The following is a 17,109-nucleotide window of genomic DNA, read 5'->3' as shown; positions in this document are numbered from 1 at the left end:
ATGAAATGTTGTGGTCTTGTATAGGTGTAAGGGAAAGATGTTGTACTCTTAAATTTCTAGAATATAGTCAGTAAAGCCTGCTTCGTATTGTAATTCAAGTTTTATTCTTAACCTGTATTGTTTAACTCCAGCACCCTTTCCTAGGTTTTATTTAAAAACATACCTATACAAGCTCGAAACATTTCTTTCTCCTAAATAAAAAAGGGTTGACCTGCTTTACACAGGTTAACCCTTTAATTTTTAAATATAAAATTATTCATAAACTCTTACATAATCAATTTCCATAGTATCTTGGGTAAAATTAGGATCTATTGTTCCTCCTAATGATCCTCCCATGGCTACATTTAAAATCATAAACATATCGGCATTGTAAGGAATATTACTACTGTTTTCAAGCGACATGAAAAATTCGCCATCTACAGATAATTTGATACTTTCTTCTGTCCACTCTGCACCATAAACATGGAATGCTGTGGTTGAAGTTGGGTTGGAAATTTCATCGGTAGGCGCATCGCCACCCGAATTACCAGGAAAATGAAATGCCCCGGATGTTTTTGATTTATCCTGACCCGTTTGTTCCATGATATCAATTTCACCACAATTTGGCCATCCAACCGTATCGAAATTAGCTCCAAGCATCCATATAGCTGGCCAAGTTCCTTGGGCCGCCGGTAGTTTCGCTCTCACCTCTACTTTTCCGTATGTAAACTCATATAAGTTTTCAGACTTTAATCTGGCGGAAGTATATCCTCCATTTCCATCCGCTTTTGCGGTTATTTTTAACAAGCCATCTTCAACAACCACATTTTCAGTATTATCGGTATATGTCTGTACTTCTTGGTTTCCCCATCCGCCAGCACCTAAATCGTAGGTCCAGTTGGCTGGGTCTGGTGCACCATCCGTATCAAATTCGTCAGACCAAACCAAGGTTTCAAAAGAACCTGCTGCATTTGGATCTTGTGTTTGAAATGTACAATACCAAGCTAAAGAAGGATCTACACCATCAACAACTCTTACATATAGTGTGCTATTTGTAATTGTAATGATTTCAAACAAGCTGTTTTTACAGTACCAGCTCATAAAACCGTCATCAGATAATAAGATACTAGTTCCTCTATAAGATGGATCTTGAGCATCTTCTGTTGCTACTGATGATGAGGGTATTAAAGACACATTACTTAATTCACCTAATGAAGGCACAATATCTTTACCATGACAGGTATCACCATCAACACCTAAACTTCCAGCAACGCCTCCAGGAAGGTAGGCTTGACCAACAGTTTGTTGAAATGTTAAATTGCCTTCAGCATCTTGAGAAAATACTAACTCAGCGTCGTACATACATAATTTATCCGGATGAAATGGATTTGAATTAAAGTAGGTCGGAAAGGTATGATCTCCCGGATTTGGGACATCTTTTATGTTACTTCCTAAAGCAATATTACTTGGTTTATCAGCTGCCCAGTACCATGTTTTACTGTTTCCAGCACCACCACTTAAAAAGTCTTTGGCCTCTGGGTCTTCAAAAGCACTGCGTACCGTTACGTTTTTTGATATACTGGATTGCACACCGCCTGTGCCAACAGCGTTTACAACTACGGTATAAGTGTTAACCCCAACACTGGTAAAACGATGCGTGACTTTTCCTGTTTGATTAGTCTCGGTAAATCCATCGCCAAAATCAAATTTATAAGCCAATGCACCACTAGAAGTGGCTTCAAAATTTACAAGACCGCTACCATCTCCATCTGCATCGCTACAGCCTTCGCAAACCACTGTAGGTGTAAGCTTCAAATTTGTTGGAGCTATTATATCTCCAAATGAAGCGTCATCATCCTGACATCCTGTAAAAACTAACGCCAGTGCAAGGAAAATACCAATGCTATATTTTAACTTTATATTTTTCATAATTTATTCTTTTTAGATTTTCACTAGTTTATATTGCCATATTACACCTCCACCAACATCAATATAAACTGATATCGTATTACTATCTATAAACTCAACATTATAAACTACAGCCTCTGGTGCTTCTGAAGGACTACTAAGTTCAGCGCCGTTAACAGCTTTGGCAAGGCCAATATATGCCCCTACACCGTTTAATGTGAACGTTCCGGCACCACTATTATAACTATAAGTTGCTGGATTGGAACCATCATGAGGAGCTACAGGCGCACCGCATGATTCTCCGCCCCCTTGCCAAGCTTCTGTCCATGTTTCTGAACCTAGTTCATTTTTAAACGAACCATCTGATCCAAATACATATAAGTCATCATAGTAGCATGCTCTATCTCCAACACAAGTGGCATCACAATTCCACCAGCTCGTATCTCCTAAGGATGGACCTACTCCTAAAGCACCTGCTTCATTAGCTAATTGCCATGTTCCGGTTAAAGGGGTAGACACCACGCCTGCTCTTATTAACCTAAATTGCCAAAATGTACCACCTCCCACATCAATACTCACGCTTATGGTATCGTTATCTAAAAATTCAAGGTTATAGGTAATTGATGCCGGAGCATCACCAGGATTTGTTAGTTCTCCTCCATTAAATGCTTTTGGTAAGCCTATAAACGCACCTACCCCATTTAAGGTAACGGTTCCAGCACTTTCATTATAAGTATAAGTTGCAGAGTTGGAACCATCGTGCGGAGCAACTGGAGCGCCACATGCGTCTCCACCTCCTTGCCAAGATTCAATCCAAGATTCGGCACCTAAGTCGATTTGGAAAGACCCATCTTGTCCAAAAATGTAAACATCATCATAATAACACGCTCTATCCCCAAAACAGGCCGTATCGCAATTCCACCAACTTACATCTCCAATAGCAGGTCCTACTCCTAAAGCACCTGCTTCTGGAGCCATTACCCATTGGCCAGGTAATCCTGTAGCGCCAGTTGATGGTATGGTTTGATTAATATCATCAATATAAAATGTCCAGTCTGAACCTCCAGAACCTACAACACCAAAATCAAAAAAGAATACTAGTTTTTGATAGGATTGCGATTCATCAATGTCGGATAGATCAAAAGTAACTTCTTCCCAAGCACTGTTTCCTTCAAGGGTAGTTTCCTTCTCAATAAAAATAGTGTTATCATCAAGGTTTTCAATTTTCAATATCAGTTTACCTCCTGGTCTTGGAGACCAAACTTTCATCTTCATTGCTTTTTTTAGACTAAAATCGATTGGTGAAGACATAGTAATTACATTTCCTGCCCATACTTCTGGTCCACCTTTTACAATTTCACCAACTTTTGCTGATGAATTTCCATTGGTATCAGGATTGTCAATCACTGCTGCCGAAGCACCACCAAACCCGATAAAAGCAGAATCATCAAAAACTTCAAAATCGATTGGGAATACTACTGGAGCAGAAATAGTGACTACCTGTTCCAACTCACTAGATTCGGCACCACCACTTAAGGCAACCACTTTAATGGTGTAATCGCCTACACCAGGATATTCATAGCTTACAGTTCCGTCTAACTCCAAAGGTGTCCCTTCTTCTTCTGGATTAGAAGTATCAAAGAATACTATAAAACTAGAGGCATAATCAGCACTTGCAGATACATTTAACAAAAATGGATTTGCTCCATCAATTGCAGTATTAATAACTATGTTTTCAGGGGGTCTAAACGATACATTTACCGTTTGTGTACCAGTGGCAGATTCACCATTAATACCAGTAGCGGTAATAATAGCTTGATAAGTTCCTTCAACATACACATGCTCGGCATATTCTCCAGGGGTTAATGATTCTGACAGTTCAGAACCATCTCCAAAATCTACTACGTAACTTGCTGCACCCTCACCTGTAGGTGTTATTTGCGTAAGCCCAGTATTATCGGGAATTACATTCACACCAGCAGAAATGTTTGTTGGTACTGCAATATTGTTAACAAAATCGATGTTTTCATCCTCCTCGCAACCAAAAACCATCAGTAAAGCGACAAAACAAAAACTACTTATAAACTTCATTGTTTTCATAATTTTTCTTTTTTTTTAATAATTAGGGTTTTGTTCCCAATTTCCGTTAGAAAACTGGATTTCTTCAATAGGAATAGGAAACACATTATGTTTTCCTTCCTGAAAACCAGGAATTCTAGATCCATTATCTGTTCTAACCAGGTCGAAGAAACGATGACCCTCTCCCATGAGCTCAAGGCGTCTTTCATTAGCAATATCAGCAGTTAAATTTGTGCCCGTATTGGTAATATCTACAGAGCTATCTGTAACGCCATAGGCGCGACGTCTTACTCTGTTAAGGTATTCTTGTGCTTTTGTATCGCCCAAACCACCACTATTATAAGCCTCTGCAGCCATTAATAGCACATCGGCAAAGCGTATAGCCCTGTAATTCCCCGGGTTTGTTAAGTTTAAATCTCCTGCTGCATCCGAACTTCTTTTTCTCGGAATATACTTTCTATTAAAAAAGCCTGTGTGCTCATATCCCGTTCCAAAAGTTGCACCTTCTTGTGCGGCCCACGCATCAATATCTAAAATAGCTATATCCTTCCGTAAGTCAATGTCATCAAAGGCATCATACGCTTCTTGGGTTGGCACATTAAAACTAAATCCTGAGGAAAATAATGGTCCTGTATAATTTCTAATACCACTAAAACCAATAGCTACGTTGCCTTCACTACATTGTAAACAATCGAATCCTGCACCTTCAACATCTGTATATTGTACTTCAAATACAGACTCGATACTATTTTCACCTTCAGCTTCCCAAAGCATTTCGTAATCTTCAACCAACTCATAGGGTCCCATTTCAATTAAATCATCCAAAACTGATTTGGCCTCACTATATTTCTTTTGGTACAAATACGCTTTTCCTAATAGTGCTTGGGCAGATCCTTTAGTTGCTCTACCTGCTTGTGGTGCTGTATAGGTTAAATTATCAACTGCAAATTTTAAATCGTCTTCAATTAAATCGTACACATCAGCAACAGGTGAACGCGGAATGGACGTTTCGTCACCAATTTGAAAACGTGTTTCTTTTAAAGGAATTGGCCCAAACCATTTTACTAATTCGAAGTAGTAATAGGCTCTTAAAAACCGAGTTTCAGCTATAAGCGATTCTCTACCATCAAACTCTGTTTTGTCTTGAAATTCCAAAATAAAGTTTGTTCTACTAACGCCAGCGTACATCCAGTTCCATACATCTCTAAGGTTACTATTAACTGGGGTATGAATCATATCATCAATTTGTTGCCAGCCTATTACATCTGTGGCACTTTCTCCTCCACATAGGGTGTTATCTGAAGCTATTTCTCCAAGTATAGCGTTTACGTAAGTAGCTTGTAACAAATCATAGGCTCCTACTAAAGCATCATAATAATCGGATTCAGAATTGAAATAATTCTCTGAATCAATATTATATACTTCAACATCTTCTAAGTAAGCATCGCCACAAGAATGAGTTCCAAATGCAATTAGCGTGATTGCTATAGCTTTCGTTATTTTTTTTATATATTTTTTCATCTTGTAAATTATTTTAGATTGATAGATTTAAACCAATAATAAATTGTCTCGCAATAGGGTAGAAACCATAATCGATTCCTCCTCCAATAGCATCACCATTTGTTGCTGCTGGATCGTAACCATTATATTTAGTAAACGTAAACGGATTATTTATTAGAGTATAAATGCGAAATTTGCTTATTCCTAGTTTCTCAATGACATCATCGCCTAGCGAATACCCTAACTGAATGTTCTGAATTCTTAAAAAAGAAGAATCTTCTACATAAAAGTCTGAAAACAATCTATTTGTTGTTCCTGCATTAGTTACTCTTGGCACAGAGTTGCTCGTACCTTCACCGATCCATCTGTCTAAATAGAGTTTTAATCTGTTTACATTAGATTGGTCACGCTCATAATTTCTTACCGTTTCTTTTCCTAGCTCTGCATACATGTACGCCCCGAAATCCCAGTTCTTATAATCAAAACTTAGGTTAAGCCCCATAATATAATCTGCTTGTGGTTTTCCTATTTTGGTTCTATCTGCATCAGTGATTTCTCCATCGTTATCAATGTCTAAAAATCGAATATCTCCGGGAGCGGCATTGCCGGCCTGTGCCGAAGCATCGACCTCTGCTTGGTTTTGGAATAAGCCATCGGTTTTATAACCTAAAAAGTATCCCACTGGCTGCCCAGGCTCCAAAACGGCTATTTGAGGTTGTCCTACACCAAAGTCGCCACCTCTAGAAGGAATATTATCTCTTACTTCAAGTACTTCGCCTTCTATTTTTGTGACATTATAGTTTATACCAAAAGAAGCATTATCATTAATTTGGCTTTTATAACCTATAGCTAATTCAATACCTGTATTTCGAGTGGTACCGGCATTAACAGTTGGTAAACCTGCACCGGGTGCAAAACCACCAAGAATTCCAGAGACAGGAAAATTCTCTATCAACAAATCCTCTCTGTCTTCAATGAAATAATCTGCAACAATGGTTATTTTGTTATTGAACATGTTTAAATCCAAACCAACATCGAACTTTTTAGCGGTTTCCCAAGTTGCGTCTGGGTTTGGTATTCTACCACTAGCTCTACCGTTAGTAATTGCGCCGTCTAAAACATATGTGGCTTCACCATCTAATAATGCTCTGTATAAATCGGCACCGGTATTATTACCTAGCGTACCAAAACTACCTCTTAGTTTAAGAAAATTAATGGTATTGGAATCTTCTAAAAAAGGCTCATCTGAAATTTTCCAACCAGCTGTAACCGAAGAGAAATAATCTATTCTGTTATCTGGGGCAAAATCGGAAGATCCATCGCGACGAATCATCGCAGAAAGCAAGTATTTACCTTTATAGTCGTATTGCAACCTTGCAAAATATGATGATAGCCTACTATCATATGTAAAGGAGTTAGCGTTTTTAGTTTCGCTAATACCATCTGCTAGTTGTATCTCGGCAAAGTCCCAAGAGTTATTTGGAACATCAAAACCAGTTCCGCTTAAATTATCGCCCCAATCCCTAATGGCACTGGTACCAAGGGTAAACGTAGTATTGTGATTATCGGCAAATGTTTTTTGATAACTAGCAAATGTTTCCCATGTATAAGAATTATTGGTGTTTCGATATTGATTAACACTGCTTCGCGGATTGTTAAATACCTTTCCAGAGCCATATTCAACCTCTGGTTTAAATGTTTTTCCTTTATCGTTATAAGACCTTATACCAAGACGCGAAGTGATTGATAGGCCCTCTATAGGGGTATAAACCAATTGAAAAGTACCTTCAATAGCATTACCCGTATAATCATTATACGTGTTTGCTATTTGCGTTAAAGGATTAATGACCTCATTACCTAAAAATCCAGAAGGGTCTCCTTCATTAATGCCATAAGTTGGTGCATAGTTAAGTGCATTAAATAAAGGCTCTCCTAAGGCATTTTCGCCAATGGTTTGTCTGTTCGAATTAAAATAATTAGCCGATGTTGTAAACTTCAACTTCTCACCAATATCAAATCCCAATTTAATTTTAACGTTAGCTCTCCTAAAGTTTGATTTTTCTGGAGATATAATACCTTTTTGGTCTATATAAGATCCGCCAAAGTAATAGGTGCTGGATTCTCCACCTCCTGAAGCGCTTACATTGTGGTTCATTATAGGCGCTGTGGTGAATAATTCATCTTGCCAATTAGTGCCAACACCTAAGCCACTTATGTTAGGGTAGGGCAAGGCCTCTCCGTTTGCTGCGTGACTTTCATTTAGTATGAGTGCATACTCTGTGGCATTGAGATAAGGGAGTTTACGTGTAGTTTGTTGAACACCTGTAAACCCATTATAATTAATTTTTAAAGCCTGATTTTTCTTGCCACTTTTAGTTGTAACCAATACTACCCCATTTGCACCTTCAATACCATAAATAGCAGCTTGCGCATCTTTTAATATAGAGAATGTTTCAATGTCACTTGGGTTAATGGTATTTAAATCACCTTTATAACCGTCAACAATAACCAAAGGTCCGTTATCTCCGTTTGAACTTACACCTCTAATTAAAATATTAAATCCTCCACCTGGTGAACCTGAGGGTGCCGTTACAGCAACCCCTGCAGAAGTTCCTTGTAGAGCTTGTGCAGCATCTACCGGTTTTAAATCTTCAATGGTTTGGGAATCAACAATTGCTACCGCGCCTGTAACGTCCTTTTTCTTTTGTGTACCATAACCAATAACGACCACTTCGTCTAATTTGGCTAAATCTTCTTCCATTATAATGGTCAAAGAAGAAGTGTCATTTATTGTTACTTCTTTAGTTATATACCCTATATAGCTAAAGGAAATTACCGAGCCCGTACTGACATATGGAATTGTAAAATTCCCATCGAAGTCCGTAACAGCTCCTTTAGTTGTGTTTTTTACTATAACATTTACTCCAGGAATCGGAAATCCGGTATTGTCCTGAACCACGCCGCTCACTTGTATATTTTGAGCGCCTGAGTATGCTATGAAAAATAACATCAAGATTTTAATTAATGAGTGTCTCATAAAGTTAGATTTTTCGTTTCGGTAAAATTAAGCTCAAACTTTATTGTATTGAAATAAACAGCCACTACAAAAAGTATACATCACAAAAAAAGTGATTGAAAATTACGAATATGTTAATATATCCTTAGTTTTACTGTGCCTATGAAAGGTTATAAAAATAACCAAACACACCAAGAAGAACATAAATGCTGTGGTATTGTATAGGTGAAAAAACCTATTGTTGTGTTGTTATATTTCTAAAATATAATCTGTTAAGCTAGATTCGTGGGGTAAATCCATTTTTTTTCGCAACCTGTAACGCTTTACTTCAACACTTCTTGGGGATATGTTTAATAGCGGAGCAATTTCCTTTGAAGATAAATTTAACCTAAGGTAAGTACAAAGTCGTAAATCGTTTGAAGTCAATTCTGGATGGATACTTTTTATTTTCTTTAAAAAATCTTTATCGGCATTATTGAAGGCCTCTTCAAATAATTGCCAATCATCTGCGTCGTTTAAGTTTTTATCAATGATTTTAACAACTTGATTGACGTTACTGCCTTCCTTCTTTAACTCCTTTTTAAGATTGTTTAAAAATTCATTTTTCTTAATGATATTCATCGTTGAGATACTCAATTCTCTATTTTTACTTTCAATATCCTGCCTTAGTTTGTCGTTTCTAAATCGAGTTAATTGCTCTCTATTTTCGAGTTCCTTTAGCTCTAGATCTCGCTGTGTTTTTTCAAGTAATTTTTCTCTTTGTTTTCTATAGTAGCGCTTATAAACATTATGCATAAATAATGAAAACAAAGCTATAAAAGCGATGTAGACGGCTATCATCAGTTTGCTTAATAACCAAGGAACTGCAATCTTAAAACTATAAGATTCCAAATTTTTTGACATTTCATTGCCAATGCGCGAACGAACATAAAAGGTGTAGTCTCCAAAAGGCAAGTTCTCGAAAATCTCATTGGGTTTGGTTGACCACTGACTCCATTCATTATAAATACCATCTAACCTATATTGGTATTCGGCCACTTGGTACTTATTAAATATAGGTACACTATAATGAAACTCTAAATTGTTTTCTGTGTTTTTAAATTGACCATCAGCTGAAGAATCTATAAATCTTGAATTGGCAGCATTCTTTGAGCTACTAACTAAAATCTGATTAATTTTTACGCTATGTTCTTGGTTGATTAAATCATCTAAATTAATTAAGATGTAACCAGATGAAGTTCCGTACAAATAGGTATTTACATTAATCTGGGTTATATTTTCAAAACCAATTACGTCATTTCTAACAGTACTAGGTAATGGTATTTTATTAATTTTTGGTACACCACTCAACCTATCGGTAGTTAAATAGTTTATACCAAGTTTAGAAAAAGACCACAGTTTATTGTTATTTGTACCTGCAACCAACCTACCTGAAGTATAGTTATTAACATCAATTAATCCACTAAGAATCGTATCTTTAATAAATTTACTCTTCCCTAAATGGTATTTAAAAACCCCTTTTTTATCAGCGTATAAAATATCCTGAACATACTCTATTAAACTAGTGCTTTCTCCAGAGTTTTTAAAATCATTTACCGTTGCCACGGTAGCCTCTGTAAACTCATTATTTAATATGATTTTAAAAATGCCTTTGTATTCATGGTTTACCAATAACTCGGTATCGTTAATCATTTCAAAGTATCTACTTGAAACATTAAAACCTTCAATTTTGTTTCTTAATGACCATGTTCCATCTATATTTTCAATCACATATAAACCATCATAATTTCCTTGAAGTAATAAATTTTTATAGTTTTTAAATGACTTTATTTTCCAAGTACCTTTAACATCTGAGACCAATTCAAAGCTATTACCATTCACTACAAACGTGCCAGAATCATGACCGCAAAAAAGGGTTCCATTAATATTATTTAAGGTCCAAACAGCCCCTTGTGATTCATCAATAAATTTAAATTCCTTTTCTGTTTTATGATTGCGATAGAAAAGTCCGCGATTAGTACCCAGATACAAATTGTCATTAAAAACAATAGATGTGTTTACAGAACCTATTTTACCATCTCTGTCGTTATAAATTCTGAATGGAGATTTAATATTTATACAATTAATACCAAACTCTAAACCCAACCAAATGTTATGTTCTAAATCTTCGAAGACTGACAACACTGTATTACTACCCAATCCTTTATGTTGATTAATTTGATAATTTATTTCTCCTTCTGGTGTTAAGTGTAATATACCATTAGAAATACTGCCTAGAATAAAACTTTCATCCTTCAATTTTGTGCTGCAATAAATTCGATCTTCTAAAAGTGTACCGTTGGCTTCAATATTCCATTGGATCAATTTATTATTGTTTAAAATAAAAAATCCTTGATCTTGTGTTTGTAACAATAGCTTTCCTCTGTGATTAAACATATTAACCATGAGGTTTTCCTTTAAAATAACATGATTAGAGACTAGTTTTGCTAAACCTTTATCAATTTCATATAAACCATCTTTTGCCTTTTGAAAATAAACCCGATTATCAACTTTAAAGCTTTTGTTTATAACAGTTTCAGAGTCAATAATGCTGTAAGTATTATTTTTTACATTGTATATATATATCCGCTTTAATGATTGGAACAAAACAAAATTTTCAATACCAATTATATTCCATATGTCTTCGTCTTCAAGAAAAGCGACATTAAGCTGCTTCGAAATGGAAACATAATTTAAAACACCAAGGCTATTTTTAGACCAATAACCAAATTCTCGGTAACAACCTGTATAGATTCGATTATCAATAACCTCTACCGATCTTACAATGGTTTTATTTGGAGATTCATACAACTGCCACTCCTCGCCATTAAATTCGAGCAATCCTTTGTTATTGCCTACATAAATAAACTTGTCTGAAGATTGAGATATCGACCAATTTTGATTTTGAGCTCCGTAAATATCTGGAGTATATATTTGAACAGGCGGAAGCTCTTGAGCCTTAATTTTTAAGGAATTACAAAAAAGGAAACCTAGTAGTATTATTCCTAGTAGTCTCAATTTAATTTGGTATTAGTTGTATAGGTACTAAGATAATAAAAATAAAGACTTAAAAGTTTACAGTAGTGTTTTTGTATAGTTGTTATATAAACAAAAAAACACCAATATGGCGTTTTTTTTGTTTATCTATTATTAAAATTATCTACTACATACGGGTTATCGTACCACCTAACACTTTACTTTCGTTAATGGTTTCTGGATTGCCATAAATATAAATAGTCCCTCCAGCTCTTACTTTGGCATCAACCTGTTTTGAAGCATTCACGTAAGCTTCTCCCGCAGCGCTAATAGATACATCGGTACTTTGAGTTTTTAGAGATTTTCCATCATAAATGCCGCCGGTTAGCAAAGAAATATTTTGCTTTTTTGATGAACCTATTGTAGTTACTGAACCTCCAGTAACAGCTCTTACATTAGCATATTTTACATTAATAGGTACTTCTATAATACCTCCTTCTTGTGCTTTTAAATCTATTTCAAACTGTTCGATAATGTCTTTGGAAGCTACTTTAGAACCTTCATTTACGTCTATAATATCAATGGCTGTATAATAGAGAACCACTTTGGTTTCAGCACCATCAAAAGCTTCATCAAGTTTCATTTTAATTTTTAGCTTTCCTTCGTTATTAACAATTACAACATCTTCTTTATTTTCTCCAGAAATGATGGCTTTATTCTCATTCGACTTTTTTAGTTCTACCTGAATTAAATCAAAAACCTTTAGTTCGGTAAATTCTCCAACTTCTTTTTCAATAGTATTCTGAGCAAACAAAGTTGTAGTGACGAAGAGTATAAAAAATTTTACTAGTGTTTTCATTATTTTTATATGATTGATTTTTATAATAACGCAAACCTATCAATAATTATTCCACTGCAATTCAGTTTTGTGAAAACATTAATAATTTCAATATAACTTTAACCTAGGAAACTTTCACTGCTGTACCTGTTGTAGATACTAAAATATACGTAGTGTTTGGTACAGTTTCAAAATCAATGGTAATTCCAACAACAGCATTGGCTCCCAATTTTATGGCATTTTCCTTTAGTTTTTGGAAGGCATCTTCTTTTACTTCTTCAATGCTGTTTTCTAAGGTTTGTAGAAACTTTTCAATTTTAAAAGAAAAAGATGTTTTTCTGGTATTGGCACCAACTCCTGAAACTACACCCAAATAATCGGTTATTTTAAAGCCTTCGATAGTGTTTGTCGTGGTTAATATCATGGTTTTTAGTTTTAATATGAGTATTATTTTCAACTAAAATGTTACACTTTAGGCTATTTAAAACGAAAAACTGTAATTAGATTTTATTAAATCAAATTTACTGAACAGATTCTTACGTTGTACCTCCCTAAAACAACAGCTAATCTTCAGGTTTACCAATAAGATTAAAATCGAGATGTTTCTTAACTAAATCGGTATTTTTAACTTTCACTATAACCTCCTCGCCCAATTGATACATGGTTTTAGTATTTCGACCAACCATAGCGTATTGGTCTTGATCGAAAGCATAATGATCGTCCTTCATATCACGAACACTAACCATACCTTCACATTTGTTTGAAATTATTTCAACGTAAATACCCCAATCGGTAACTCCTGAAATAACGCCAATAAACTCTTGATCTTTATGGTCTTCCATAAAACGGATTTGCATATATTTTATAGAATCGCGTTCGGCTTTAGTCGCTAACATTTCCATATTACTGGAATGCTGGCACTTTTCTTCGTAAGCAGCTTCGTTTGCTGATTTTCCTCCATCCAAATATTGTTGCAACAAACGGTGCGCCATAACATCTGGGTAACGCCTAATAGGTGATGTAAAATGGCTGTAATAATCGAAAGCCAACCCATAATGACCAATATTGTGTGTTGTATATTCAGCTTTGCTCATACTTCGAATAGCCAATGTATCTACTAAATTTTGCTCTTTTTTACCAACTACTTCTTTTAATAAATTATTTAGTGAAGCTGAAGTGGTTTTACGGTCCTTAAAATTCAGCTTATAACCAAATTTAGAAACAATACCTTGTAAGTTGGCTAATTTACTATCGTCAGGTTCATCGTGTACACGGTACACAAATGTCTTTTTTGGTGATTGTTTACCAATAAATTCGGATACTTTCCTATTGGCCAACAACATGAATTCTTCAATCAGTTTATTAGCTTCTTTACTTATTTTAAAATATACACCTTCCGGATCGTTATTTTCATCCAAATTAAATTTTACTTCAACCTTATCAAAGGAAATGGCTCCATTAGACATACGTTTTTTTCGCATTATTTTTGCGAGTCTATCGAGTACTAAAATAGCTTTAGCAATTTCAGGTTTGGTTTTATATTCCTTTTCTGAAAGTGAAACTTTTTGAGGAATTTTAGTATTGATTGATGAGATTCCTGCCTTCGCAGGAATAACAAAATCAGTATTATTTTCAATAACAACTTGCGCTTCTTCATAAGCAAAACGGGCATCACTATACGTAACGGTTCTACCAAACCATTCGTTTTTAATTTCAGCTTTGTCGTTTATTTGAAACACAGCCGAAAACGTATATTTTTCTTCATTTGGTCGTAAGGAACATGCATTGTTTGATAACACTTCTGGAAGCATAGGCACTACACGATCTACCAAATAAATAGATGTAGCCCGTTCGTAGGCTTCATCGTCTAAAACTGTACCTTCTTTTACGTAATGCGATACATCAGCAATATGAATACCTATTTCGTAAAGTCCGTTATCTAAACTCTTAAACGATAGCGCATCATCAAAATCCTTAGCATCTTTTGGATCGATGGTAAAGGTTAAATCCTGTCGCATATCGCGGCGTTTGGCTATTTCTTCCTTAGTAATTGATGTATCCAACTCGTTTGCATAAGCTTCTACATCATCAGGAAAATCATGCGGTAAACCATATTCGGCAAGAATAGCGTGTATTTCGGTATGGTGCTCTCCTGGTTTTCCTAGAACTTTTAAAACGTTTCCATAAGGTGAATCGGCTTTTTCTGGCCAATCTTCAAGTTTTACAAGAACTTTATAGCCATCTTCAGCATCTAACGTTTTATTGATGGGTACAAAAATATCTTTATACATTTTTGTACTATCGGGAATAACAAAGGCATAATTATTATTTTTTTGCATTTGAATAACTCCAACATACTCCGATTTTGCACGCTTTATAATGTTGGTGATTTCACCTTCCATTCTACCGCGCTTTCTACGTTTGTATACGTAAAATTCTACTTCATCACCTTCTAATGCCTTGTTAATATTATTGGATGCTATATAAATATCCTCATCAAAATCTTTTGAAATAACATATCCTGAACCTCTTGCGGCTAAATCTAAAATACCAATATGATATTCGGCCGTTACAATAGCTTTAAACTTACCTCTATCTACCTGCTCTATCTCTTGCTTTGCTGCTAGTTTAGCCAGGGTTTTAATAATTTGGTTACGGCTACTGGCATCGTTAACACCAAGTTTAGCTGCTATTTGTTTATAGTTGTATGATTGATTTCTGTCTTTTTTTAAAATACCAAGTATGGTATTTGTAAGATTGGAAATGCCTTTTTTGGATTTCCCTTTTTTCTTTTTACTCATTAATTTTTGTAATCTTAATTGAATTTCTAAAGTTAATTGAAATTCGGTTATTTAATAGCAATAATTTAGGCGAAGAATTTGCTATTTGTTTTACAAAGCTACGATTTAAATATTAAACCTATGTTTTGTTAAGATTAAATAAAAAAAAGACTCTCAAAGTGAATGTCTTTTAAAGTATATTTTAATCTGTAATTATTCTACAATTATTTTCTGAGCAGACTTACCTTTATGGGTTTCTACCTCCACATAATAAAGACCACTTTTTAAATTTTTGGTGTCTATTTTATTGGTTTTAGCTGAAAACAAATATTGGCTTTGAATGTTGTAAATGTTGATTTGTTTTAGTTCTAAACCAGTATTTAATTCGATGTTTAAAACATCGTTTACTGGATTGGGATAAATTTGAAAACTATTTTTTACTAATTCGTTAGTAATCAAGTTTTCACAATTTTCATTGAAGCTAGCAGTAGTATCTTTTCCTGATGACCAATTGGTATTCATATAATCGGCGTCATCTACTTGGATGCATTCTAGGTTTAGGTTAGAAGTAGCATTAAAATAACCTATTATGGTATTATTACCATTTTTTAAATTTAAACTAATTAAGTTATTATTAGAACAGATTAGATTAACCAAACTAGTGTTTTCACTTACATCCAAACTAGTTATACTATTCCCTTCACATGATAAATCTCTTAAATTGGTGTTTTTAGTTACATCTAAATCACTTAAATTGTTATAAGAACATCGTAATCCTGTTAAAACAATATTAGAACTAACATCTAGATTAGTAAGATTGTTATCAAAACATGATAGAATTAATAAATAAATGTTCTTGCTAACATCTAAACTGTTTAATTTATTATCAAAACAAAATAAATCTTCAAGGATAATATTTTTACTAACGTCAAGAGAACTTAAATTATTCCCATTGCAAAATAAAGTTTCTAAATTAACATTCTGACTAATATTAAGAGTGTTTAAATTATTGTTAGAACAACTTAAATTGGTTAAGCCTGTATTAAAACTTACATCTAAACTACTTATATTATTTCCAGAACAATTAAAATAATATAGATTAAGGTTTTGGTTTATATTGATGTTACTCAAATCATTATTTGTACAAGCTAAATAAACTAAATCAATATTATTTTCTACATCTAAATTACCAATATTATTATCAGAACATGACAGCTGCCTTAAAGCTGTATTTCCACTAACATTTAAACTATTAAGATTATTACCATAACAAAGTAATTCAGTCAAAGCAACATTAGAACTAATATTTAAACTGTTTAAGTCGTTCTCGTAACAACGTAAAGACTTTAAAGCAATAAAATCTTCTATTCCTGTTAAATCGGAAATATTTTTATTATTTACATTCAAATGCGTAACACCACTAATATTTTCTGTTAAAACATAATCATCCAGCACATCATCATAACCTAAATCGATTAAAGCCTGCTCAAAGTTATCATCGGGTACATATGTTTGTTGGGCGGTAAGGAAATTACTAATTAAGATTAAAGCAAGTAGTAAGTAATTATTTTTCATATTTATAATTGTATACATTCCTACAATATTACAAAATATACTTTTTAAAAAGTAAAAAATCCTACAATCAACTTAAATGCTAAACTTATCCACATTATATATCATATTAATATTTTCTTTTAAAATTTAAAAAATAAAATGTTGGTTATTATAGGCTGTTAATATGTGGTATAACTTTTTTTACTTTTATTTTGATTACAATAAATTTACGTTCTATTAAAACTTAGTTAACAATAGATATTATTTTAAAGGGTTAATTTTTAAATGATTTCAATTTTATGTTCACAGTTGTTAACAACCTAAATTAACTATTTATAACTAATAAGTTTTTTTCAATGGTTGTTTATATCCATCAAATTTTAGTCTGAAAAGATTTCCAGAAAAAAGGAATTAAAAATTAGGTTTTTAATATTGAATTT

9 protein-coding genes are annotated in these 17,109 nt (G+C 34.1%); all 9 read right to left on the bottom strand.

All coding sequences use genetic code 11. The features are described from left to right. Nucleotides 1-252: 252 nt before the first annotated feature. Nucleotides 253-1,908: a family 16 glycosylhydrolase gene (locus ACIEHO_RS00405; protein ID WP_406967499.1), complete on the bottom strand. Its 1,656-nt coding sequence runs from the start codon at nt 1,906-1,908 to the stop codon at nt 253-255. A 12-nt stretch (nt 1,909-1,920) separates the two neighbouring features. After that, the gene (locus ACIEHO_RS00400; protein WP_406967497.1) at nt 1,921-3,987 is read right to left on the bottom strand and encodes a PKD domain-containing protein; all 2,067 of its coding nucleotides are present in this window, start codon (nt 3,985-3,987) and stop codon (nt 1,921-1,923) included. 15 nt (nt 3,988-4,002) lie between these two features. Then, nucleotides 4,003-5,487 carry a RagB/SusD family nutrient uptake outer membrane protein gene (locus ACIEHO_RS00395; protein ID WP_406967495.1) on the bottom strand — a complete coding sequence of 495 codons (1,485 nt, stop codon included), beginning with the start codon at nt 5,485-5,487 and terminating at the stop codon, nt 4,003-4,005. A 13-nt stretch (nt 5,488-5,500) separates the two neighbouring features. Continuing rightward, a complete protein-coding gene (locus tag ACIEHO_RS00390; RefSeq protein ID WP_406967493.1) occupies nt 5,501-8,503 on the bottom strand; it encodes a SusC/RagA family TonB-linked outer membrane protein in 3,003 nt (1,000 codons plus the stop codon). 228 nt (nt 8,504-8,731) lie between these two features. Further along, nucleotides 8,732-11,539, bottom strand: a complete 2,808-nt coding sequence (locus ACIEHO_RS00385) for a helix-turn-helix and ligand-binding sensor domain-containing protein (RefSeq protein ID WP_406967491.1) — start codon at nt 11,537-11,539, stop codon at nt 8,732-8,734. Between the two features lie 145 nt (nt 11,540-11,684). After that, the gene (locus ACIEHO_RS00380; protein ID WP_406967489.1) at nt 11,685-12,356 is read right to left on the bottom strand and encodes a head GIN domain-containing protein; all 672 of its coding nucleotides are present in this window, start codon (nt 12,354-12,356) and stop codon (nt 11,685-11,687) included. A gap of 103 nt (nt 12,357-12,459) precedes the next feature. Next, on the bottom strand, nt 12,460-12,759 hold the full coding sequence (locus ACIEHO_RS00375; protein WP_406967487.1) for a heavy metal-binding domain-containing protein: 300 nt from the start codon (nt 12,757-12,759) through the stop codon (nt 12,460-12,462). A gap of 139 nt (nt 12,760-12,898) precedes the next feature. Then, entirely contained in the window at nt 12,899-15,136 is a 2,238-nt protein-coding gene (locus ACIEHO_RS00370; protein WP_406967485.1) for a ribonuclease R family protein, read from the bottom strand. Nucleotides 15,137-15,328: 192 nt separating this feature from the next. Then, the gene (locus ACIEHO_RS00365; protein WP_406967483.1) at nt 15,329-16,690 is read right to left on the bottom strand and encodes a T9SS type A sorting domain-containing protein; all 1,362 of its coding nucleotides are present in this window, start codon (nt 16,688-16,690) and stop codon (nt 15,329-15,331) included. Nucleotides 16,691-17,109 lie beyond the last annotated feature (419 nt).

It is taken from the genome of Flavisericum labens (assembly GCF_045446075.1).
Taxonomy (GTDB): Bacteria; Bacteroidota; Bacteroidia; order Flavobacteriales; family Flavobacteriaceae; genus Flavisericum; species Flavisericum labens.
Note: the sequence above shows the minus strand (reverse complement) of the source record. Positions and strands in the feature narration are given on the sequence as shown.